We start from the raw sequence: 23994 nt of genomic DNA on the forward strand, positions 1-23994 counted from the left end.
CCTAACATCACGAACATTTCCCAACCCCTTGAAAATCCTCCAACTCATCCAAAAACCCCAACGCCGTGGCGCCGAAATATTCGCCTCCCAGCTTTCTCATGCCCTACAGCAACTAGGACATGAGCTGATTTTGGTCAGTGTGTTTGAAGGAGACGGGCAACTTGATTTTACAGGCAAACAAATCCACCTACAGCGACCGATCAGCAAGCGCTTGACAGATTATAAGAGTTGGGCAGCATTTAGCAAGATCATCACAGAATTTCAACCCGATCTTATCCAAGCCAATGCAGCAGATACCCTAAAGTTTGCTGTATTTTCCAAATTATTCTTTAGATGGAAGCAACCCATCATCTACCGCAATGCCAATCAAATGGGGGATTTCATCAAAGGATCCTGGCACAGACGATTCAATCAGTTTTTATTAAATAGGGTGGGAGCAATAGCCTCTGTCTCCCAAGCTTCTCAAGATGACCTACTAAAAACCTTCCGTTTTCCATCACAGCAGTGCAAAGTAATTCCCATAGGAATAGTACCGGAAGAGATAGAGGAAAAACGAAAAGCAGCAGCAAGCTATCAGTTCAGCCAACCATTTTTACTCCAAATAGGAGGGCTAGTGCCTGAGAAAGATCCTTTGGGAATGTTACACATCTTCCACACACTCAAAGACAAATCAATCAATTTGGTCTTTGTAGGTTCAGGCCCATTAGAAAGCAAACTCTTAAAAGAAATCCAAAGACTAAGCCTTCAAGACCGCGTACAACTCATTCCCAACCAAACCAATATCTTTCCAATCTTATCCCAAGCCACAGCCCTTGTCATGCCCTCGAAAATCGAAGGTTTGCCAGCAGTCATCCTCGAAGCCATGTATTGCAAGGTACATGTAGTAGCCTACGGAGTAGGAGGTATCCCCGAAGTTTTAAGAACGGGTGAAACAGGCTTCTGCATTAACCCAGAAGATCAAGCGGAATTTTTATCCGCCATCCACAACCTTCTCAGTCTCCCCCCCAATCAAAAAAATCAAATCCTCAACAATGCCCAAACCCTAGTCCAATCAAAATATACCCTTACCAAAGTCACCCAAGATTTCGAATCATTTTATCTTGACATATTAGATCATAATTCATAATTGGAAATTCAACATTTTTTAACTATTTAATCTTTTCCTTTTACCTCCTCCAACCCTGAGATTTCCTCTGTGCAGCTCTGTGCCTCCTCCGTGCCACTCCGTGTAACAAAAGTTTTTTGATCCCCTTTTAGCGCTTCTAATTTTACAAGAACCCTATCTTCCCGAGAAATACTAACATTTCTAAAAACATCCACAGCCGGGACTCCCGGTCAGGTGTGCGCACTCCTTAACCCTGCATTGCGGCGCATGACGGTAGTAGTGACTATAAATCTTTCATAAGCGCCTTATACAGGGCTAATAAGCATATAGCCCCGCTGGGGCTACTTTCCCTGACTAGATCTTATCTAACATATAGGACTATCATTTATTAACCAGTTAACCAATTAACCCAATCAACTCATTTCACCAGTTAACCAATTCAACTCAATCAACCAGTTAACCAATTCAACTCAATCAACCAATTAACCCAATCAACTCAATAACCCTTTTAACCACGACAACCCGACAATATTTCCAAAATCACCAACATCACCAACATCACCGACATTCCCAACCCCAACAACCCCCAACAACAATAACATCCCCCTAATGATGCAAATCTCCCCAATACACATTAATTTGCAAAAATAAATCGAATCCATGTTCGGCGGTCTATTACTGATAATTTTCCTCTTCTTTCTCAATCAGTCTATCCTGAGCAACATTCAGACGAAACATAAATGGCTGAAAGCAGGATTACTGAATCAACTCTATTGGTACCACATGTTTTTTGGTGGTGTGTACTACACCTATGCGCAGTTCAACCGCTCGGATTCCGTCAACTACTACTACAAAACTTTAAACTATTGGCCCAATTGGTTCGATGCCTTTGCCACAGGTACGGACTTTATGGAGTGGTTGGCATTTCCATTTATCCGATACCTGAACTTCAACTATGAAATGATGATGTTCCTCTTTACCTGGTTTGGGTACTTAGGATTTGTTTATTTCTACCTCTTTATCAAAGAAAACCTTCGCTTCAACCCAAAATTTGAAGGTTGGGATGCCATCACCATCTTTATGTTCCTTCCCAACATGCACTTTTGGACAGCTTCTTTAGGCAAAGGTGCCGTCATCTTCTGTGGCTTGGGCTTTTTGGTTTATGGCCTTTCTTGGCCTGGAAAAAGAATTCCTCACCTCATCATAGGCGCATTTATATCCTATATGGTGCGACCTCATATTTTAGTGGCAGTATTGATAGGGATGGCTGTAGGCTTTGTATTAGGAAAAGAAAAAGTGCCACTTTATCAAAAATACTTGGTAACAGCAGCGGGAGTGGTCTTTTCAATTCTGATGTATGAAAGCATTATCCTTTACCTAGGTTATGACCCCAATAACCTAGTAGATTCATTCGAAGAAGAATCTGGATTGAATGCTCAAAGATTACAAGCGGCAGGTTCGGGGGTAGATATGAGCAATTACAGCCTGCCTATGAAGCTCTTTACTTTTTGGTTTAGACCATTGTTTATAGACTCTCCCAATGCCTTAGGTATAGTAGTCAGTATGGAAAATGCCTTGTATATTTACATGTTCAGCAAAATTCTGAGTAAAGACTTTTTGACCTATATCAAGATTGCTCCTTCCATGGTCAAGATGTCAGGGGTGGTGTTTATCTCCATTTCCATCTCCATGACTTACATCATGTCCAATTTGGGTATTATCATCCGCCAAAAAAGTCAGATCATGTACTTTATGCTCTTTGTAATCGTCGCATTTATGGACTGGCAAAAAACTCAGCGCATCAAAAAACGCGCAATGATTTACAACCGAATCGTAGAGGAAGAGGAGAGAAAGAGGGCTTTGGCAAAGGAAATAGACTTGAAATAAATATCTATATATTCTTTTACAACAGTAGTCATTTATAATTTTCATGAAGTTCTGCACAATCAGCTGTGGTCAGTTGACAATGGACTCACGTGCGCCGTGGCGTAGTTGGCGATTATTTGCATAATTAATAGTAAAATATTCACATATAGGTGTCATTATTAATTCCGCTTTTATTCAGGCTTATAATCTCTTGCAATTTTCTTTGAATTTCATTGATGATTTTCTTCAATGAAAGCGGTCTATCACCAAATACCTAATCAGATAAGCAATACCAGAAATAGAGTAACATGCAAAAAGGGTGATGAATATTAAGAATCTCCATTTTTTCTTCTGAACCTTAGTGTACCATGCATTTATTACCTTTTTAGTAACAAACAAATGCGAAATGTATAGGACAATGGGTACTTGCCAATAAAAGTTACCATCGTAGATTCTTGATCCTTTTTCAACAAATAAGAAATAAACACTAAGCCCAAAAATCAAGAGCAATAGCGAAAAAATCCATTCATTATCTAATTTGTAACTACTCAGGTTGTAAATTAGCTATATGATTTAGATTTTCTAAGATATTTCCCGAACGTTTGATCAGGGTATCCACGACGGATCTTATAACACAGAAGTTTTCAGCTCCATTGTTGGATTTGAACTGTCCTGATATTTTTTGTTTCACCTTGATGTTGCGTATGGCTCTTTCAGAGGCATTGTTATCCGGTGGTACTTTTTGGTGATAGAGAAAAGTAAAAAGTGACTTTCTGTATTTCAGGAGTCTTTTTTGTAGGGATACTGCTTCTTTATGTTTTGACTCTACAGGTTGGGCGAGTAGGTTATCCATCTTCTCTTCAATGGAAGCAATACTCCTGCTATTCTCTGGATCTGGTAGTTTTTTGAGTTTTCTCTTCAGTGAGATAGCTTCCCTGAACAGGGCCCTAAGGCTGTCAGCCCATTTAGATTTATAGCGTTCAACAATGTAGTTGAGCTCCCTAAGCAGATGTGCACAACAGAGCTGGTGCAGGTTTTCCGAATAGTTGAAGTATGCCCTCCATGCATCGTGGCACAATACTGCCTTTCCGAACCCATCGGGAAAATGTGTATTCATCGCCTTAAGTCCACGTGATTCAGATATAGCTAACAGGGTGAGTTCCTCGGTCTGATAAGTCCAGACCCACTGTTTGTTTCCATCCACTTTAGCCCCAGTCTCGTCAGCTCCTATCACAGGACTTTTAGAGACTGCCGTCTTTATCTTTGCATATATTGGTGCAGACTTGCGGGCAAACCTACCGATAATGTTATCGATACTCCCCTCGCTGAGATTAATACCGAAGCAGTCCCTGAGAAGTTCTTTCATCCTTCTATAGGGAACATACTGTCTGGCATGCAGATAACCGACAATGGTTTCAACACCGCTCCCGTACTGTATGGGGGCATTGATATTGTCAGGGAATGACCCACTGATCTTTTCTCCACAGGAACAGTTTTTGGAAAAGATTCTATGCTCGGTACATACCACTTTAATCACAGGAAGATCCAGGACCTGTCTTTTGGAGGACAGTTCTGCTGGAACCGCCGACAGATCACCACCACAGCAGGTACAGAATAAAGGGATGTGGTTTTCTATTATGTCCGGGGAGGATGTCATTTCAAGGGTATGGCCTTTGTGTCCAGGCTGACCGCCGGTTTTGCGCCCTGTATCCTGACGGAGACTCTGATTTTTTTTGGGGCGGTTCTCGTCTTTTGAAGGGGGAACCGAGCTGTTGCGGCTGTTTTTGGGATTACGGTAACGGGCAAGCTCATTTTCCAAATCGGATACCCTAGATTTTAAAGACTTGACCTGCTCCATAAGCTGGAGGTTCATCTTGATCAGTTCCTGAATAAGCGTATCCCTGTGGTCCAATATACTATAGAAATGTTTCCTGAATATCAGCACATAATCCCATGAATACCAATAATCCACGCTGTTTTTCCCCACAAAAAAATGTGGATAAACCAACTTTAAAGCTGATTTTCGTACATTCACATACAAATACGCATCAATACACCACAGAGGGCAACAAGACTCCAAATACTTGAATATCGGTCAGTAAATAATGTACCTGAGTAGTTACTCTAATTTAATTTCTCTCCAAAAAAGAATCCCTATTATTCCAAGGTAGAGAAAACTAGAAAGGATATCCCATCCCACATTTTCTGAATAGTATAAAAAGACTTTAAAAGGAGCAATACCAATCTCTGTTCTGCCTGCTAGACTATAAAATTGATGTTTTAAACTTTCAAGATCATAAAGTATTAATTTTTGCATTAGGATCAACCCAAATAACATCAAACTTAAAAGGCTACTTTGTATCGTTTTCTTGGCAACCTTTTTTTCTACAATCAATGCGAATAGTGGGAATGCAGGGATAAATGCAAATAAAAAACTTGGTTTAGCAAGTAAGGTGAGCAAACCAAACAAGAGCATATAGAGATAGGTGCTTTTTTTTGGGTTCTTCAACCATTTGACACTATAAATATATAGGAAAAGAGAAAAAGGGAAAGCAAATATTGTTGTCGAATTATGCCAAATATTTGGCGTGAATTTCCCTAAATACCAAAAATCTCCTTCTCCAAATGGAGCAACCAGTGGCATAAATAAAACCAATCCAAAAGAAATCAAGGCAATAGACCCATTTTGTTCTTCTGTTGATAGATAGTGCTTCGTTATATAGTACTTGGTTACATTGGAGATACTCATGATAACAATGGCACTTAAAATAAACTCGTACTTAAAGTAAAAAACATAATCAAACAAGTGTACGGTCCAATAGTAGAGTGGGGGGATAAGGATTTGACTTTTCTCAAGCGCATCTTGATATAAAAATATATGTGCTTTAAAGTCAGAACTTAAAAGAAACTTAAAGGCATAACTAAAGAAAAATAATGAAAAACAAAGAATAATAAATGCAAAGTAGTGCTGTGGTTTTATTCTACGCATACGACATCTCTTGGATAAGTAAAAAGAATAATATCTTCCTCTGAATCAAATTTAGGCAATTCAAAAACGCCATTATATATAAAAAGCCTTTTGTTTTTCCCTTCCTTGTAAATTGCCTTAAAATGATTTTGATCCCAATAACCAGGAATGTAAGGAACTTGCTTTCCTAAAAGGTAATTAATCCCAGGATTTCTATACAATGGAATCAAGTCAATTTCTTCATGTTCTGTTAGTCGATTTTTTATTTCACCTAATAAATTGAATAGTGAGGTCGAGATATAGATTTCTTTTCCTTCTCGGTAACTATATGAATTGATGTTTTCAACAATCCCACACTGTTGGAATGGCCTATTCCATAATCCATCCCATATTAATAATGGAGATCCCAAAATTAAAAGAAAAACGAATCTTCTTAATTGAGGATTATCCTTTGAAATCAAAAAAATAAGTATAACCCAGCTAAATGAATAATGTATATTGACCCAATAGAAATACAGATTACTTCCTGCATGTAGGATAAAAGGGAAAAAGAGTAACAAGAGATAAATAACTAAATCTTCCCCCCGAGTTCTTTTTTTAATGTAATGTAAACTTAAAAACCCAAGAATAATCAACAGCACGGCGGGATATAAAAATACCCATGGCTCAGCTATTTTGACCATAGCTAAACACCAAAGAATTATCACCAAAATAAAGATTATAAAGGCAGTTTTATAATATAGGTTTTTTATTTTTGAGGACTTTGCAATCAATATTCCTGAACAAAAAAATAGACTAGTCCAAACACCTCCAACAATTAAGTTTTTTGATAAGTCAAAAATACCATAGTCAGTTCTATTGAAATTTAAGCTAGAGTGTAAAAATACACTTTGTAATAATGATTGATTCAATCGAAAGTAAAATATCAATTCAAATACACAGAGTGGTAAAATTATGATGAAGAGCTTATATGTGAATCTATGTCTTTTGATCAAAAGCACCAAACTCACTATTGTTAAAAGAAGGGCTGTGCTTATTTTTATATAAAATATGAAGCCTAGAATTAAACCGAGCCATAGTATTTTCCAAACACTTAATGCTTGATTATTATTCAGTTTATAGATCAAAAATATTAAACAACTAGAGAAAAAAACATTAAGGTGATTGTAAGATAAACTGTGTGGTTGGAATCCATAGCTTAAAAAAAGTGATAAGAGAATCGTGATAGATATATTGAATATTAGGGTTCTGCTAGTTAGCTGATTATGCTGAATGACTACTAGGGCTAATGGTATTAAGGTTATGAGGTAAAGTATATATCTGATAATCCTAAGTGATGCAATACCAAATTCAAAATGAAAAAATTCATGAACGATTTTAAAAAATAAATCATACCTAGTTAGATTAAATTCATTTGATTGTAATGGATCTGCCATTAATAAATAAAACCCTTCATCGGAAAGGTCAAAACCCTTATTCCACGAGTAAATGATTAAAAAAGAAGAAATTAAAAGAGAAAATAGCAACAATAAAGAATAAGGAAATTGTTTATTGAAATTATATTGACCCACTTTTTTTCTTTTTTTGTACAATATATCAGTTTTAAAACCAAATCAGCCTCCAAATCCCTTTTATCCTAATTCGTTCAATTCCTAAAATCCGTGGTCTTGTAAATTCTGAAGGTTGAATTCCAAATTTATGCCTCAATTAATCATTTATAATCCTGAAAGGATTCAATACCGCAGGTTATTAACCCTGGATACCAACCCAGGGACAAAGTGAAAACACATGCTGTCTCCAACCCTGAAAGGGTTGAATTTTTTATCTATTAATAGGGGAGTGTAGCTTGAAAATATACCCTTGTTGAATATTATATTGAATTTAGGTTTCAATTTCTACTTCATTTTCTATTCTTATCATCTCATAAATAGGAATATTAGCGCCAAGTATCTCAAATGATACTGCCAAAGCGTATGGAATTTCTTCCTGATTTTTATCCCATCCTTTATGCCCTTTGATAGCAATATTGAAGTCGTCCGACAGATCGTAAGATTTAATGATCGCCCAGTCTTTTTGTATGGTTGAATTGGTTCTATTCATACTTCTAATTTCACCAGAATTGGATTTTTCTCTTATTTTCCAAGGAATCCCTGAATATCTGTTACGAATGGTTCTGTCATAATGGGTTTCACCTCCTTCTATTTCTTTGAGAACAAAGTTTTTAAACTGCTCGTGAGATTCTCCAATTTTAGATGTATCCCAATCCAGCCAGCTAGCTAAATAAGATTTTAAACGCTGCCTCGTCCTCCGGACTTTAGACGTATAAGCTAGGGTGATTTCAACCAAGATATCAAAATCGTCTTCTGGTTTCCTTAATCCTTTAGGAATATCAATTTTGTAAACATGCGCCTGCTCCGCGCTGATTTTTGCATTATTGTAGAAGGTTACTCTGTATTCTGAATTACGCGTGACCCGTTCAAGAGATGGAAGTCCGTAGCCATAATATTTAATACTTTCCAAGGAAGGTTCAGAAAAGTGTCTTCCTGGAAGCCGTGCTCCCTGAACCAAAAGAGCCCTGAGTAAATTATTGCCTTCATTAGGATAAAGTTTCTTTAGCTGAGCCAAGATGAAAGTCACCTTTGGTGCAGCAAATGAAGTCCCTACCTCATCTTTTGAATGAGCAGGCCCACCAGCTAAGGTTGATCTCAATAATTCAGGAGCAAGGTTTTCATGCACTTTTACAAGCTTCAATAAATTTTTTGAAACAACTAATCCTCCTCCATATTCTACTACATCTGGTTTGGTCATTTCCCATATACCTAAACCTATACGAGAAAAAGCTGATATCTCACTTTTTTCCCCTAAAGACTCCCAATCATCATCTTCAAATTCACATGGATTTATGCTTCCTACCGTAATCCCAAAAGCACTTTGCCCAGGATTGGCTATTCTACAAAAGGCCGCTCTCAAATAATCAGGGTAATTTAAACCATCTAATAGATAGTGTTTAATCGTGTCTCTGGACAAATTGCCTGCAACAAGAACAAAAAGAATATCCTCATAGTGGGAAAGTTCATCAATAGTAGAAGCCCAAGCCGACATATGCTTTTTCCTAAAGCCTGCTTTGGATGAGATCGACAAATTGAATATTTCGCAGTCTGGATTTTCATGTACAATTGTCTTGATTAAATCAGCTGGATATTTGTGTAAAAGTCCATTTCCACTGTCCAAGACGCGAAGGTTTCGAATGAATACTGGGAGTACATAAGGAGAAGATAGATGGGAAATACCATCAGGATAAAGAATTGCGCCAGCTACGCGGGTGCCATGACCATTAGGAATTACATGATCGGCCGTTGAGGGATCAGATGGAATATAGGATGTAGAATCATTGATAGCATTTTCCAAAAACCTATGATTCTCCTGTATTCCACTATCTATTACACCAACTATTGGGGAGTCTGTTTCAGGAGGATGAACTTCAAATTCAATTTCAGTAGATGCACCCAAGTCATCAGTAGAAATCTCAATTTCTTCTTTTTCATTGACTTCGAATACAAAAGGATAATTTACAACCAGATCTTTTAAGCCTTTTCCAGATATCTCTATCTCACAGCTAAAACTATCTTCCAGTTCTATAAAAGAACTTATAATACTTCCATAAAAATTAATAAATTCCTCGAAATGATCTTGTCTTTCCATTAAAAGAATATCTCTCTCTTCTAGAGATTTTTCGAAATTTTCATGTTTTTTTTCTCCTCCTCTTTTTGAAATATCGGGTTCTTTAGGAATTGGTCTATCAAATGCAATCCCGACCTCTAATTGATAGTATTGATCATCTTGAATTTGGGGCCACATCTCTAAAAGGTGAGAAGACAATATATGCTGTGGTTTCCAGCTTGATCTATCACCATCCACGATACTCCAAAAGTCTGCAATTTTTCCAGTACCATGCTTTTTATCTATAAAACCCCTGATTTTCTCTTCTAGAGCATTAAGGTTATCCAAGGATGCTGCAACGATTAGTCCTTCATCACCTTCAGACACTATTTCTATATTAAAGTCGAGCAGACTAAAACCTATAGCCTTTAGTTTATCTGGATTGATTTCTAGTAGAACAGGTTGGATTTCTGAACTCAATTTTGCAAGTCCTTTTCTTTGCGAAAAATCAATCAGCCATTCTTCCCTGTTTTGGGTCACTCGTTCGGACAAAAAATCCGCATGTGTTCTACGGTTTGTTCTATTTCGATTAGATCTTTCATTTTCCCCTCCGCCTCCAAAACCTCTTGCCTTACCCTCTACGACTTGAAAAAAATTCAGATGTGGAAATTGCTCCATAAGTTTATGCGTTTAAAAACCGGTTTTCATTCAAGGATTGTTCTATATCTTTATGACTGATTTCTTTGTGACCGTAAATAATCGCCTTTTTAGCAGCATCATGGGCTATTTTTTCTACAATCGCATAAGAAAGCCCATCCATCTTTCTTGAAAGTGCACCAAGATCTACCTCATTGCTGACATGTAAAGAGGAAAACGATTGCTGAAGAATTTTTTGTATTTCGAATGCTGATGGTTTGGGAAATTCAATAAATTCATCAAATCTTCTAAAAAGAGCCTTATCCAAACTTCCTTCTAAGTTAGTAGTAGCTATCAGCAGTCCTTTCCCACTATACTCCTCAAGCAATCCCAAAAGAATATTTACAATTCTATGGATTTCTCCAACATCATTAGACCTACTCTCCCTTTGTTTGCCAATAATATCAAATTCATCCAAAAGCAATACGCATGGATAATCTTCAATGCTGTCAAATAATTTTTGGAGATTGGCAGCAGATTCTCCTAAGTATGAGGAGATGATAGAGTCAAACCTTACTTTGTAAAAAGACAAGCCCAAATCCCATGCAATTCGCTCAGCAGCCATACTCTTGCCACAGCCAGATGCTCCATAAAAAAGCATTTTTCTTCTAGGCTTCAAACCATGATGCGCTAACCTTTCCCCAGCTAAAAATTCCTTTTCGATTCTTTCTATTTTCTCTTCTACAACTGTATCCAAAATCATATGATGCCTAAGCTGCTCATGGGGAATATGGTTAGCTAAAGGAAGTCTATATCTCCGGTCAACAGGTAATTTAAAGTCTTTAACTTTAATGGGTCTAAGCGTTTGATCTGACTCAATTGAAAGGTTCTGGCGAAGAATGGACTCTAACTTGTCTGCAAGATGGGCATGACCTTTTTTGCGCTCTTCCTCCACTATACTAAAAGCGATTTTCATCAACGGAGTATTTTGATTGCCCTCAATAGTTTTAAAAAGACGTGTTAATAATGCTTGATTCATAATTGTTTAAATACGCAGTGTAATCTAAATTTCTAAAATACCCACCACAAAGATAGATGCTTTTTCGCTTTAAGTTTAGCTTAAAAAATTCAATTTTATTCGGAAATTAATCTTACTTCCCCTCTAATATTTTTCTAATCGCCTCATTCATCTGCATCATTGATTCCATCATTTTCATCATAACTTCAGTTTGCTTATCGTTGATCGAAGTAGTGTTATTACTGGAATTAATCGAAACAGGAGAATTTGTCAAATGCTCGATAATATGACCTGGTTGAGAGGATATTATTTGAAGCGGATCCACATTTAAGAACTCAGCAACACTCTGAATCATGTCTATGGTGATTTTGCTTTCTCCTCTTTCGTATTTTGTATAGGCAGCTTCTTTCAGGCCTAAATAGTCAGCTACTTCTATAGCTTTCTTATCCCGTAATTTACGGAACATTGAAAAGTTTCTTCCAATACTTTTATTTTCGAGGACAGTAAATCCAGAATCTTCATTTTCTCCCATGATCATTGCGTTATTTAAACTAATTTAATTAATATTTTGATATTATGAAACTAAAAAGATGTTATAATAACCCTTTTTACAAAATCCTTCTAGAAAGTAGTTTTAAACTACTTTAAGCAATATCTAAACTACTCTGACAAGTTTTTAATCCCATCGAACTCGATGGAATTAAAATTTGGATACATATGCTCAAAATTTAACTAGGGAAAAACATCATACCGACTTTTTTTAAATCTAAAACCTGCCTTCTGGTATGTAGGTCTGATATCTAAAATCTTAAATAATGAAAGCGGCTCCTCGCCGCTTTCTTTAAAACCTCAACTTTTCCAAATAGTCCTCCACCTCTCCAATACGAAATATTGATAAAGGCTTGACAACATACCCGGATACATTTTTATCATCATTTGCCATTTTTATATCCTTGGGATCATAGCTACTCGTTAAAATCACAATTCGAAAAACTTCCTTTGCCTTAGCTGGTAACTTTTCAAATTGCTCCAAAAACCCCCAACCATTCAATACTGGCATATTGATATCCAAGAAAATCAAGACGGAACAAGGACCTAAATCAAATGAAGTCAATACTGCCTTTACATAGTCAAATCCTTCGAGACTATGCTCAAACTTGATAATTTCATTTTGATATCCTGCTTTTCTTAAAAATCTATTGGTGACAAAGTTGATGATTGGATCATCATCTATCAATAGAATGCAGTCAAAATCATTCAGTGAATTCATTCCGCTTAATTGCGATTGTTTTGAGAAATCCCACTGACATTGATCTCATTCAAAGGTATTGGTAATGTATACCTGCTAGAATTTGGTTCCAAAGTGAAGTTTTCCCCCTGAATATTTCGCTCTAGAATTTTTGCATACCTAGGATCACGATTAAGTCTGCGTAAATCTGTCCATCTAACACCGCGATAGAGCAGCTCTTTCCTGCGTTCTTCCAAAATCAAATCCAAAATTCCTGATCCCGTTGCCTCTTTAGGCTCAAAATTACCAGTTACCCACCGCTTTTCTAATAAAGAGTTAAGCACTTGCAATCCAGTTTCGCCATCTCCCAACCTTGCTTCACATTCAGCTTTGATCAAATACACTTCATTGCTAGCCAATCCAGAAAACATATTATTCGTACCAGAATAGGTTCCTTTGAAAACTGCACCAAATGCATTATTTAAAAAGAATACACGTCTTCTCAAATCATTCGTCTCAAAGGATTGGTAAATCTCAGGATTTACGACTGTTGTCACTAATGCGCTAAACAAATAGGTCACCATCTGTGTATGATAAATCACTTCTTCGTTGAAGGCAGGTATAGGAAAGCGGAGATTAGGGTTTAAAGCATTATAATCTATCAAAACATCATGAATACCCAATGCACTATTCGCATGTGTCAATGCCTTTTCATAATCCTCAATTGATAAGTAGATTCTAGCCAATAATGCATGTACAGCAGCTTTTGATGGACGACTTTTATAGATAGTCATATCCCTAAGCAAGGGTAGAGCAGTACTAAGGTCTCCAATCACCTGATCATAGCAAGTCTTTAAATCAGATCGATCTACCCTAATATTAATGTTAGGATCCATCCTTAAAGGAATTCCCAAAGCCCCATCATTAATGCCAGGCTGATAAGCTGGCGCAAACTGGCTGAGAAGATTGTAGAACCCATTAGCTCTTAAAAATAATGCACTCCCTACAATTTCTTCTTTACGACTTCTATCTTCTTCGCTTAAAGGATTAATCTCTTCAGCACCTTCTAAAACCACATTGGCATAGAATACTTGACTATAAGGAACAGACCAGTCACTTGCTTCATTTTCGAAGAAACTTTCACTCCACTTATAAGCCTCCTGCTCATCCAAACTATAGACTAAAAATGCATTGGGTGTAGCTACCAATTCATCTCCACTCAAGAGGTTAAATCCAGGACTTTGGTTCATTCCCCAATTACTCGCATCCATCAAAGCCTGCATATCATCAAGCGTATTAGGAATCACAATATTCTTATTCGGCCTCTCATCCAAAAACCCATCACAGGAACTCATAAATACCATCAGCCCCCAAACACCAATCATTATTCTTATACCTTTCATATCTTTTTTCTTTAAGTTTTTTATTAATTTTTTCTTATTTCATCACAACTCCTTGTCATTTCGAGCCTGCCTCACGTAAGCTTGCCCCGTAGAATTACGGGGGGAGGGGTAGGGAGGCCTGTCCCGCAGAATTGCGGGAAAATCTCACATCTAACGTCTCGTATCTCGCTTCTCACGTCTCATATCTCAAATCTTAATTCTTTCCTCTTGCTTCTTGTATCTTTAACTCATCATCTCACGTCTCGTATCTCGCTTCTCGTATCTCGCTTCTCACTTCTCTTTCCCCAGTCCCACGATTAACGCTTAACAGTTTAACGATTAACGTCTTAACCCTCTATTCATCAAAGGAGTATTCTAACCAATTAACCAGTTAACCAATTAACCAATTAACCAAAAAAGGAGGCCAGCCAAGCTCCCACAAACCCAGCTGACCCAGGAAGTTCCCTTCCTCTTTCCATAGTACCCCTCGCCGTTTGCGAATCGGAAATACCTATTGGGTTTATCGTTTAACCATGAGAAAATCGGAAAGCCATATTATTCTTGTCATTTCGAATTCACCTCCTAAAGAGACCTGCCTCCCGAAGGAATGGTTTACAGGGGTAGGGAGTCCTGTCCCTCAGCATTGCGGGAAAATCTCGTACTAACATTTCGACAAAAACCCGAAATACAAAGACCCTGTTTAACGTTAAACATTTAACGCTTAACGATTTAAACAACCACCTTAATCAGTTAACCAATTAAACGATTAAGCAATTAACCCTCTTAACCCCTATAACCTTTCCCCCTTTTTTTCATCCTTCATCCCTTCTTGCCCGCCGCGGCGGGAACCTTTCCCTTGTCATTCCCTGAAATAGGTTGACCGTTTTTAACCCTTAAATTAGATGTTAAAGACTGGAAAAAGGATTAATTCCCAAAGGAGATTTTCTGAAGAGTTTAAACGTAAATTGGTTGATGATTATGAGAAAGGGATAATGTCTGTTGCTCAGATGGAGCGTTTTTATAATATTAGAAATGGTCTTATCTACAATTGGATTTATAAGTATTCGACGTATAATGAAAAAAATGTTAGGATAGTTGAGATGAAAGATAGTCAGACAAACAAGCTAAAGGAACTGGAAGAAAAGGTCAAGGAATTGGAACGCGCAGTAGGTCAGAAGCAGATAATGATTGATTACTTAGAGAAGATGATTGATCTGGCCAAGGAGAACTATTCGATTGATATTAAAAAAACTCCAACACCCCACACTCTGGTGGTTCCAAGACAACCGACAAGCTATGAGTTATTCACTCAATTCACTTTACGAGGTCGTAGGCGTGAGCAAGCAAGCTGTTCATCAGGCTAAGAAAAGACAGGAAGCCTTTGATCTTGAGGTTTCCGAATTGGTAATCTTAGCAGATCAGCTCAAGGAAGAACACCCTGGTTGTGGGGTTGAAAAGATGTATTATACATTGCGCCCATCCTTTATGGGTAGGGATCAGTTCTGTGAGATTTTCATGGAATTAGGTTATGGAGTCAAACGTGTAAGTAATTATCATAGAACTACTTATAGCGGGGCTTATATTTATCCCAACCTGATAGAGGGGATGGGAATAAAAAGGCCATTTCAGGTAATCCAAAGCGATATAACCTATTTTCACTTAAACGGTGAGCATTATTATTTGGTGTTTATCATTGACGTTTATACCAGATTGGTAGTAGGATATGCAGTCAACGAAAATCTGAGGACAGAAGGAAATATAGCGGCTATGAAAATGGCTCTCAAGATAATGAATTACCAGTCTTGGGGCTTGATCCATCATTCAGACAGAGGATCCCAGTATAGTAGTAAGGAATATACCTGTTTACTAAAAGAAAACCATATTCACATCAGTATGGGAACAGTTGCATGGGAAAACCCTTATGCTGAACGAATCAACGGAATTATTAAAAATGAATACCTCAAAAGATGGCAGATTAAGGACTTAAAAGACCTGAAGAAAAAAGTGGGAAAAGCAGTTGAACACTACAATACAAAAAGACTACACAGAGCTTTCAAAATGAAATTTACTCCTATGGGATTTTATCAAAAATTAGTACATTTATCTGCCCAAGAAAGACCGACGGTGATTGTTTATACCGAAGGAAAGAAAAACTTCGAAGGGGCGTCGAGCCCCTACGAAGTTTGCCCAAGAGAAGAACCTCTGGCTCATGATTGCCCGATGGAAATACTTAATGAATGTTGAACCAAACGGTCAACGCTATTTAGGGAAGTACAGGTTACCCTTTCTCCTTTTCCCTTTCCCCTTTCTCCTTTTCCCTTTAACCTTTCACTTTTTTCCTTTCTCCTTTTTTCATCCCTCTTCCTTCATCCTTCATCCTTTCAAAACCTTTGCACCTCAGCATCCCTCTGCGAGAACTTCCTCTAAAATCTCCACCAACTCCTCCGGCATCAACTGCAATCCCCCAGACTGAACCATCCTTCCTTCACCATCTATCAAAAGTTGATGGGGAGCTCCGACAATATTATATTGCTTCAAAAAAGAATGATCAAAGCCTTCTCCATTGGTGTATAGGTTGATACCTGTAGGTGAGGAATATCTACCCCCTTCTACACTTTTTTTCCACTTCTCATAATCACTATCCATACTGATGGAGATCAAAACAAAATCTTCCGAGCCCTCAAAATGCTTTTCTACTTTATGAAGGTGTGCTTCATAAAAATTGATACATGCCTTACAACCCGTAAACCAAAAGTCCAACAATACGGTCTTTCCCTCGAAATCTTCAAGCTTGACTTTTTCTCCATTCAGATTTTCAAATTCAAAGTTTTCTATAGGCTGTCCTGCACCTTGTCTATGGTATAGTTTTTCCAAATAGGGCCTGATATTTGGTTCCTCAATACTGCTAAGCGCTTTTTCAAGTACCTCTGACCCATTGGATAAGGTTCTATAATTCCCTATTATATATCTCCCAATCAAAAAGTCTCTAACATTTTCTTGGTAATTAGCTAAGCTGACAAACAAAGGCTGTTGCTTTAGCTGACTGATAGCCTTAGATTGATTGATTAGGAATTCCTGATAATAGATGGCTCTTTTGATAGTCTCTTCCTCAAATTCAAAATTCAGATTTCCAATTTCATTGAAATAGAATTCTTCAAGCTTTTCAACAAGGCTTTGGTTGCCAACTTTTTTTGAATGGATATATATCTGGGACCAATCAAGAACAAGCCTATTATATAATAAGCCTATTTCATTGGCAAGTAGGATTTCATAGACATCCTTTGATAACTGGCTTTGATAAGAATCCAATATTAGGAGAGACTTTTCTATTGGGATTTGCTCAGCCTCTGACTGCAACAAAGCGAGGTAACTTTCATCCAAAATAGGAAGACTCAAGACCTCTCCAAAATTTTGCAGAGCCTGTTCATAGATAAGCCGATTGTCATTCTTTTCTAAAAATTCCTCCAGACTGGATTGACTTCTGTGGGTATACCTTGCAGCTCTCTGAAATGAATAAGCTTGACGATGATTATTCAAGGCTCGCTGACATTCAAATAGGGGAGCAGATGGTCCACCAAATGTCAGAATATTTCGGAAAGGCTGAGAGTAAATTTTAATACTATCCCCTGGAAAGATTAGGTATTTATTAAAGGTCTCATTACTGCTCAGCGACAAACTGATATAGCTAGGTCCTTGAAGATCTGAAATGTTTACCGTGATTACTCGGTCACTGCTAGGAAACAATCCTTCAAGCATGCTTCCTTTTCTCAAAGGAATACGCTTAGAAACCTGACCTTCTGTAGATGCCAGTTGCCCAAAATAATAATCCCAAATACTTACTTTCAAAGTGTCAGGTTCCCGATCCGAGTACTTGATATACTTAAAGTAGACCAGTGCACTTTTCTCCATATCTTGTCCATCAGGAATGGCGTCCTCAAACGCCATCCCCTGAATAGACTGGGCGACAGCAATCCTTCCTGCTACCAATACAAGCAATAAAATCGTAATTATCTTCTTCATAACTTCTTATCGTTTAAAATTTCAACTACTCTTATTCTTTTCTTTTGCCTCTTAGTTCTCGAGTCTAAAATCTCGTCTCTTGCCTCTCGCATCTAAAGAAAACCCAAGCACAGTGGGCAGCAATGTGGCACGCTGCAAACCAGTTTAGCATCACTTGTTTTTAGGTTAGACATAGATTCCACTGGCCTGGGAAATTGAGGTGAAGCAACCTTTCTTGAAATTGGTTAATTGAGTTGGAGTTAGTGGATGAGATTGTGTCCTTTAGTTGTCATATCGACCAGAGGGAGATATCTCATCTTTAGGAATTATATTTATGTACTCCATACATTCCCGATCTCGTCTCTAGCTTCTCGTATCTCGACTCTCTCATCTCACCATAAGACATAGCAATCCCAGGAAGTATGTTTTTTGTGTTTTCATACTTTGGTTGTTTGAAGTCTTGAGGGAAACTGAATGTATTTGGAGAATCAGCAATCAGATTGACAGCGAAGCCAAATCTTTGTACATGGTACGTGGTACTTGGTACAATTCTCGCATTTGAGTTTCTTTAATCTTAGACAAGACAATACTATTCAGTGGAATATCCTCTGTAAGACTTGGGTTAATAAATTGATTTAAATTGAAAACCTTAAATAGCTTCTGCAGCAGCTATATAAAGATTGCGAGCTCACTTATTTGCGTAACTACCTTGGAAAAACGTATCTCTGTCAGTGGCTCGACTCGCATGTATAAAATAGGTTTAAATAGGGTTCTTCGGTTTCCGCTCAAAGAGGATATCGAATGGACTAGGGCAACCAGAAATACTGATTGCGTCTAATTGAATTCTATCAATTAAAACAGAAAATATATCTTTTAATCTTCCAGTTTTTGGATTCTTTTGAATAAAAGAAGTTGTTTTTTTCTGTTCCATTTTAATAAAATATTTATGTTGGAACGTCTTTTTTTAAGTAAGATCAGCATCAAAAAAAGAGGCGTGGGTCTTACTAACTGTCTTAGAGGTACTGGTATACCTGAGGAACAAGAAAGTAAGGAGCCCACGCCAAAGGCGTGAGCATTCTCACTTAATTACCCCGTTCCTCTTCAAATTACCAGTTTTCTAAGACGAGACGCTTAAGTGCAAATGCTAATAAAATTACATCCGCAATTTTATCAAAATGAATAGAATTCCTATCATGTTGATGTCTGTAAATTTATAAATAAATTTTAACACGACAAATATGTCCTGTTATTTTTTTAATATTTTTTCAAGTATTGTACCGTGGGTCAATTTAAGAATATAGAATTTTTAAAATTAGTAGGTTCAAGAATTGAATCAATAAGAAAATCGAAGAATCTAACACATGAGATTTTAGCTGAAAGAATGGATTTAAATGATGTTAGACAAATAGGTAGAGTTATTAATGCTGAGACAAATTTTAGTACTAGTGAAATTTACAGATTCTCAATGGCATTGGGTGTTCAACCAAAAGAATTATTTGATTTTGAAATTGACCTAAAAACTGATTTTAATAAAACTTCTGAATAAACTCTATCTTATCGGTTCAAGTCTCCTGACTTGGACCTTAACTAATTGCAGTTTTCAAACTGCCCCTCAAAGTCTCCAGACTTTCCTTCAAATGCCATAGGTTTACCTGCCGAAGGTAGGCATGACCGACCTCTTAACCCGGTATTTCAATACCGGGATCAAAAATCCAGATCGAATTTTGTTAGTGCTGTAGGTACGATGCACTGGATTCTTGATAGAGTAGGAGATCAGCTTACGATTTTTTTTTTAGTGATCAAAAAGAGAATTTGAAAATTAAACACCTACCTTCAAGAACTTAGTTCAAAAGGAATCACATTCAAAACACCATTCAAATAATTCCCTATATTTACAAACCAATACATTTAATTAGTCAAAATACCCTGTTCAAGGTATTTTTTGTTCAAAAGCTTATAAGTAGGTTTGGTGAATTAAAAATGCAGAACTGATAAATATGGATATCTAATCAGGCTTAACTATCAATTGTTAGAAAGCTAAGACTGATTTTTATCAGGGGTATTTAAAAGTTGCCAGTTAGACTAAAAAATAACACTACAACTATAAACTGACGACTAAAAACATAAACGAAATAACGCAGACAAACCATTATGACAGGTGACCAACATACAGACCATATTTCAAACAGACAGCGAGTAAGCCGACACTGAAAAAAAACTAAATTATCATGGCTGAAAACGTAAAATTCACAAAACAAGAAATTGAAAATGCAATAGATGTTTTCAAAAAGCTATCTATCCTGTTTGAAGAAAACAATGAATTGTTTCTTGAATTTAAATCAAAACCAATTAGATTTTTGCGGGAGTCAGGGCTTGCAATAATGAAGTATATAAATAATCAAAATCAAGATTTCTTTCTAAATAGATTTTCTTATGGTTTGAGAAACATTTTACGATTTAAAGATTTTTTTGACCGTTGCTCATGGTGCAAGATTATGGCTCTAACCATTATATATGCTCTATGCGGAAAGGCGAGATTAACAATAGATGCCTTCTGGGGGTTATTATCAAGTATTATCGAAGCTATTGAAAGCATCTTAAATATATCAAATGAAATGGCTCGTAATCTTTTAAATTATTTGAATAGTATTAATGACAGATTAAGTCCTTTTGGCTTAGCTAGACTGATTTGTGAGCAATCAGGTCATTGTTAATTCACAGACCAACACGGTACAGAAAATGAAAGTGAAACTCAACAATGACAATGGTTTGCAATAGTGGACAGACAGAAGGCCTACTGGTAACATTTTGCACAATAGAGAAAAGCCATGATTGATGTGAAAATCTATCATTGTTCCGATAGCTATCGCAATAGTGGTAGCTGTTTGCCCCTACTGGTTCAAGTCTCTTGACTTGAACCCAAAACACTGCAGTTTTCAAACTGCCCCTCAAAGTCTCCAGACTTTAAATCCAATGCCATAGGTTTACCTCCCGAAGGTAGACCTGCCTACAGAAGCTAGGTATGACCGACAAACTAACCATCAATTCAATGCTGAGCTAAAAGCGAACCTGTATCCGCCTAGTGCCGAAGGTATAACCGATATTTAAGACGATATAAAAAAACACCGAAAGGTGTTAAAATCCGCAAGGGTATTTACCCCGTGTGAAACTCGGGGTCTAGAATAATCCTAGAGAAGCCAAAGCTCACGACCCTGAAAGGTGTCGAATTTTCAGGCCTATTAGTTCAATTCTCCACTATTCCTGACCAATAAAAATACTTAACTCCGGGGGGGCACTTTGCAGCGCTGAAAGGGGGTCACTTTGACCGCTATATGCACCAATCGGTGAAACAGCATACTTTTCATTTGACGTTTAAGTCCCTTTGGTTCAAATCTCATGACCTGTCCTGCTAAGGAGGATTTACCTCACCTGTAGAGGCCTGGACCTACCACATCGCAGTTTTCAAACTGCTCCTCAAAGTCTCCAAACTTTCCTTCAAATGCCATCGGCATGACCGACCTCTTAACCCAGTATTTCAATGCCGGGCTCAAAAATCAAGTCCGACTTTTGTTAGTGCCGTAGGTACGGACGATATCAAAACCAGCTTCTTGAAATTTTTCCAAAACTTCGGAATCGAGACTATCATGTAAAACTCTAGAATCAACTCATTTTCCGTTAGCTTAGCTTCCAAATAAAATTACTTTGATGGGGTCTGCTTCTAGTTTAATGATTTCTAAGATAAAATTAATCTCTTTTTGTTTTTCTTCTGGCAAATGATTTAATAATTCATTCATTTTCAAAAATAATTATTAGCTCAAATATTTATTTTGGCAACTTTTAATAAATCCATGAATACCAATTCACAATATAAAAATAAATAAAACGAATGGCTTCTTCGTTGACAAATCTGTTTAAGATGTGACTTGATTTGACCTAAGTCTATGCTTAAAATCAGCAACTCTTTAGGATATTCTAATATTTGTCAAAAAATTAAAATTAATTTTGCGATTTTTGAAGGCTTTTGCCAATAACAAAAACAGAAACCAAACTTACAACCGTTCCGCCTGCAATAATCCCACCTACTGTAGTTTCTCCTGAATAAGCTAAAAAAGTACCACAACCAATCCCAACTAAACCAATAATCAAGCCAAACCATTGCCCTAAACCACTTTGCTTTGATTGACTATTTACAACCTTAGTTTCCAAGGACATTCTATGTTCTTGCTGTCTTTCTGCCATCTTCATGATCCTATCAGCTCCTTCAGGAATAACTGAATTATAACGAATCAAAGTGTCAGCATCTGGCAGTGGTCCAGAATGCGAACGTTCCTGTATCATTGTCACAGAAATACTCTTTAAAATCTCCTCTTTTTTCTTTGGCGTAACCCCTTGAAAAATTCTTGGATTTATCGTTGTCAGTTCTTGTTCCAACTCAATAAGTTCATCTGACCTATTATTATTCTCCGATTGTGAGATCTTTTTTTCTATTTCCTGTTTTGCCATAATTAAAAATCAAGACATAATTTAGCCTTGTTCTCTTTTTCAAATTTTTCATTTGATTGTCTAAAATCATTACCAACATTTTGCCAATCAGAAACCATGGCTTTAAAATCAGCCTCTTTTTCTGACTTAGAGTAATTATAATCGAAATAAGAACCTGCAATATTCAAAACACTTCCCATCCCTACTAGGAAATTATTTCTTGGCAATAAAAAATCTGTTCTATATTTTTCTTTTTTCTTGCTCATTTTTCTTCTGTTTAATATCTTGACTAGATAAATATACACAGTTTTCGCAAAACTATGCATTTCATCTTAAATTATATAATGATGAAACGTACTTTTTTAAAGCATGTTTTTGATTCTATCCAATGTTTAATGACCTAGCTAGCTTTTCGGAATTTACTCCGACCCCCAGCTTATCTAAATTTTTCCCTATCCTATGGATAGAGACCTAGATAAAAGGAATCAGATCATCTCGTTGGTGTCACCAAATTGATAGAAATTGGTAAAGGTGGAGAAAGAGAAGTTAAAGATGTAGCCCTAACAAGGTAATACTTGCTGTTCAGTAGCCCAACATGGAGATGCTTCTAAACCAGAATTAGCTTTAATTCAAACCTATTTGTTCAAGACCTAGTTTACCTTAGAAAAGGAAGATTTTAACCCAATTCTATGGCAGTTTTTAAATTGTATTTGTAATGCAAATAGACTTTCCTTCAAATACCCTCGGCATAATCGACCTCTTAACCCGGTATTTCAATACCGTGATCAAAAATCAAGACCCCTAGTGCCGAAGGTACAACCGATATTTAACATGATATAAAAAAACACCGAAAGGTGTTAAAATCCGCAAGGGTATTTACCCCGTGTGAAACTCGGGGACTAGAATACTCCGAGTAATATCCCAGGTTCTCGACCCTGAAAGGTGTCGAATTTTCTAACCAATCTGAAGGAAAACATCATCATTCTCAGAATTCAAATGTTAATACAGAACCTATTTTTTCACCTACTGGTATCCTAAGGACGGCCCTAGGTGAGGCTGCTTTTAAGTTGATTGAGGAAACCGTTAAAAAAATGGGTTAGCTCGCGAAGCTTGCAGCGAGATCCACCCATTTTTAGGTTGGAACAATTGACTTAAAATTAAATTGGGTATAGATCCGGTATATTTTACATATCTTCCTTCCCAATTTAAAAGCATCTCCTCAGGCCTAGATTTTTTGTTACTTTTTTATCGATGAAAAAAGTAAGAGGAAAAAATATATATCGCTTCAACACTTTCTCTCACTATCCAAGATGACGCTATTAGTTCAAGTCTCATGACCCTCCTAGTTCAAGTCTCCTGACTTGGACCCAAAAAACTGCAGTTTTCAAACTGCCCCTCAAAGTCTCCAGACTTTAAATCCAATGCCATCGGCATGACCGACATATTAACCCAGCAATTCATTGCTGGGACAAAAGCAAAATCGTTTTTCTTTAGTGCCGTAGGTACGACCGATATTGTGCCATGATGCAATTCTGCTGCTCCTCCTGGTTCAAGTCTTCAGACCTGCCTCCCTTTTGGGAGACTTGAACCCCACTGGTTCAAGTCTCATGACTTGGATCTACCACATTGCAGTTTTCAAACTACCCTACC

General features: G+C 37.1%; 18 protein-coding genes. 6 read left to right on the forward strand and 12 right to left on the reverse strand.

Annotated features, from left to right (window positions below):
* Window positions 1-28 precede the first annotated feature (28 nt).
* Together BELBA_RS12415 and BELBA_RS12420 are read left to right on the forward strand one after the other, a co-directional pair.
* Window positions 29-1126, forward strand: coding sequence for a glycosyltransferase family 4 protein (locus tag BELBA_RS12415; protein ID WP_014773041.1), 1098 nt, complete (start codon window positions 29-31; stop codon window positions 1124-1126).
* 639 nt (window positions 1127-1765) lie between these two features.
* On the forward strand, window positions 1766-2992 hold the full coding sequence (locus tag BELBA_RS12420; RefSeq protein ID WP_014773042.1) for a hypothetical protein: 1227 nt from the start codon (window positions 1766-1768) through the stop codon (window positions 2990-2992).
* Between the two features lie 523 nt (window positions 2993-3515).
* Here BELBA_RS12420 and tnpC read toward each other — a convergent pair.
* The 8 genes from tnpC to BELBA_RS12460 form a co-directional block, all read right to left on the reverse strand.
* Entirely contained in the window at window positions 3516-4958 is a 1443-nt protein-coding gene (gene tnpC, locus BELBA_RS12425; protein ID WP_245531063.1) for an IS66 family transposase, read from the reverse strand.
* 132 nt (window positions 4959-5090) lie between these two features.
* Window positions 5091-5960, reverse strand: coding sequence for a hypothetical protein (locus tag BELBA_RS12430; RefSeq protein ID WP_014773043.1), 870 nt, complete (start codon window positions 5958-5960; stop codon window positions 5091-5093).
* Window positions 5948-6349, reverse strand: coding sequence for a hypothetical protein (locus BELBA_RS19980; RefSeq protein WP_157466094.1), 402 nt, complete (start codon window positions 6347-6349; stop codon window positions 5948-5950). Before BELBA_RS19980 ends, BELBA_RS12430 begins: the two co-directional genes overlap by 13 nt.
* Window positions 6350-7820: 1471 nt before the next feature.
* On the reverse strand, window positions 7821-10277 hold the full coding sequence (locus BELBA_RS12440) for a S8 family peptidase (protein WP_014773045.1): 2457 nt from the start codon (window positions 10275-10277) through the stop codon (window positions 7821-7823).
* Between the two features lie 4 nt (window positions 10278-10281).
* Complete coding sequence (locus tag BELBA_RS12445; protein ID WP_245531064.1) at window positions 10282-11211, reverse strand: AAA family ATPase; 930 nt, start codon at window positions 11209-11211, stop codon at window positions 10282-10284.
* 175 nt (window positions 11212-11386) lie between these two features.
* A complete protein-coding gene (locus BELBA_RS12450) occupies window positions 11387-11791 on the reverse strand; it encodes a helix-turn-helix domain-containing protein (RefSeq protein ID WP_245531065.1) in 405 nt (134 codons plus the stop codon).
* Between the two features lie 303 nt (window positions 11792-12094).
* A complete protein-coding gene (locus tag BELBA_RS12455) occupies window positions 12095-12523 on the reverse strand; it encodes a response regulator (protein WP_014773048.1) in 429 nt (142 codons plus the stop codon).
* 5 nt (window positions 12524-12528) lie between these two features.
* On the reverse strand, window positions 12529-13884 hold the full coding sequence (locus tag BELBA_RS12460) for a RagB/SusD family nutrient uptake outer membrane protein (RefSeq protein ID WP_014773049.1): 1356 nt from the start codon (window positions 13882-13884) through the stop codon (window positions 12529-12531).
* An 881-nt stretch (window positions 13885-14765) separates the two neighbouring features.
* On the opposite strand from BELBA_RS12460, the gene BELBA_RS12465 reads away from it, so the two are divergent.
* Both BELBA_RS12465 and BELBA_RS12470 read left to right on the forward strand, forming a co-directional pair.
* Window positions 14766-15227: a transposase gene (locus BELBA_RS12465; protein ID WP_014773050.1), complete on the forward strand. Its 462-nt coding sequence runs from the start codon at window positions 14766-14768 to the stop codon at window positions 15225-15227.
* Window positions 15160-16107, forward strand: a complete 948-nt coding sequence (locus BELBA_RS12470; protein WP_083833701.1) for an IS3 family transposase — start codon at window positions 15160-15162, stop codon at window positions 16105-16107. Before BELBA_RS12465 ends, BELBA_RS12470 begins: the two co-directional genes overlap by 68 nt.
* Before the next feature lie 153 nt (window positions 16108-16260).
* Here the strand turns inward: BELBA_RS12470 and BELBA_RS12475 are convergent, their stop codons facing one another.
* Together BELBA_RS12475 and BELBA_RS19885 are read right to left on the reverse strand one after the other, a co-directional pair.
* Entirely contained in the window at window positions 16261-17883 is a 1623-nt protein-coding gene (locus tag BELBA_RS12475) for a TlpA family protein disulfide reductase (RefSeq protein WP_014773052.1), read from the reverse strand.
* 739 nt (window positions 17884-18622) lie between these two features.
* Window positions 18623-18793: a hypothetical protein gene (locus BELBA_RS19885; protein WP_014773053.1), complete on the reverse strand. Its 171-nt coding sequence runs from the start codon at window positions 18791-18793 to the stop codon at window positions 18623-18625.
* 348 nt (window positions 18794-19141) lie between these two features.
* On the opposite strand from BELBA_RS19885, the gene BELBA_RS12480 reads away from it, so the two are divergent.
* Both BELBA_RS12480 and BELBA_RS12490 read left to right on the forward strand, forming a co-directional pair.
* Window positions 19142-19408, forward strand: a complete 267-nt coding sequence (locus BELBA_RS12480; RefSeq protein WP_014773055.1) for a helix-turn-helix domain-containing protein — start codon at window positions 19142-19144, stop codon at window positions 19406-19408.
* Window positions 19409-20090: 682 nt separating this feature from the next.
* Window positions 20091-20576, forward strand: a complete 486-nt coding sequence (locus BELBA_RS12490; protein WP_014773056.1) for a hypothetical protein — start codon at window positions 20091-20093, stop codon at window positions 20574-20576.
* 1282 nt (window positions 20577-21858) lie between these two features.
* Here the strand turns inward: BELBA_RS12490 and BELBA_RS12495 are convergent.
* Together BELBA_RS12495 and BELBA_RS12500 are read right to left on the reverse strand one after the other, a co-directional pair.
* Window positions 21859-22365, reverse strand: a complete 507-nt coding sequence (locus BELBA_RS12495; protein ID WP_014773058.1) for a DUF2335 domain-containing protein — start codon at window positions 22363-22365, stop codon at window positions 21859-21861.
* A 2-nt stretch (window positions 22366-22367) separates the two neighbouring features.
* Window positions 22368-22610 carry a hypothetical protein gene (locus BELBA_RS12500; protein WP_041779660.1) on the reverse strand — a complete coding sequence of 81 codons (243 nt, stop codon included), beginning with the start codon at window positions 22608-22610 and terminating at the stop codon, window positions 22368-22370.
* Window positions 22611-23994 lie beyond the last annotated feature (1384 nt).

Origin of the sequence: Belliella baltica DSM 15883 (assembly GCF_000265405.1) — a bacterium.
Classification (GTDB): domain Bacteria; phylum Bacteroidota; class Bacteroidia; order Cytophagales; family Cyclobacteriaceae; genus Belliella; species Belliella baltica.

Bases quoted from the DNA above. Each gene is read 5' to 3' on its own strand.
- BELBA_RS12445 (WP_245531064.1), bottom strand. From the start codon at position 11,211: ATGAAAATCGCTTTTAGTATAGTGGAGGAAGAGCGCAAAAAAGGTCAT.
- BELBA_RS12460 (WP_014773049.1), bottom strand. From the start codon at position 13,884: ATGAAAGGTATAAGAATAATGATTGGTGTTTGGGGGCTGATGGTATTT.
- BELBA_RS12420 (WP_014773042.1), top strand. From the start codon at position 1,766: ATGTTCGGCGGTCTATTACTGATAATTTTCCTCTTCTTTCTCAATCAG.
- BELBA_RS12495 (WP_014773058.1), bottom strand. From the start codon at position 22,365: ATGGCAAAACAGGAAATAGAAAAAAAGATCTCACAATCGGAGAATAAT.
- BELBA_RS12450 (WP_245531065.1), bottom strand. From the start codon at position 11,791: ATGATCATGGGAGAAAATGAAGATTCTGGATTTACTGTCCTCGAAAAT.
- BELBA_RS19885 (WP_014773053.1), bottom strand. From the start codon at position 18,793: ATGGAACAGAAAAAAACAACTTCTTTTATTCAAAAGAATCCAAAAACT.
- BELBA_RS12430 (WP_014773043.1), bottom strand. From the start codon at position 5,960: ATGCGTAGAATAAAACCACAGCACTACTTTGCATTTATTATTCTTTGT.
- BELBA_RS12465 (WP_014773050.1), top strand. From the start codon at position 14,766: ATGTTAAAGACTGGAAAAAGGATTAATTCCCAAAGGAGATTTTCTGAA.
- BELBA_RS12500 (WP_041779660.1), bottom strand. From the start codon at position 22,610: ATGAGCAAGAAAAAAGAAAAATATAGAACAGATTTTTTATTGCCAAGA.
- BELBA_RS12470 (WP_083833701.1), top strand. From the start codon at position 15,160: ATGAGTTATTCACTCAATTCACTTTACGAGGTCGTAGGCGTGAGCAAG.
- BELBA_RS12440 (WP_014773045.1), bottom strand. From the start codon at position 10,277: ATGGAGCAATTTCCACATCTGAATTTTTTTCAAGTCGTAGAGGGTAAG.
- BELBA_RS12490 (WP_014773056.1), top strand. From the start codon at position 20,091: ATGGCTGAAAACGTAAAATTCACAAAACAAGAAATTGAAAATGCAATA.
- BELBA_RS12455 (WP_014773048.1), bottom strand. From the start codon at position 12,523: ATGAATTCACTGAATGATTTTGACTGCATTCTATTGATAGATGATGAT.
- BELBA_RS12475 (WP_014773052.1), bottom strand. From the start codon at position 17,883: ATGAAGAAGATAATTACGATTTTATTGCTTGTATTGGTAGCAGGAAGG.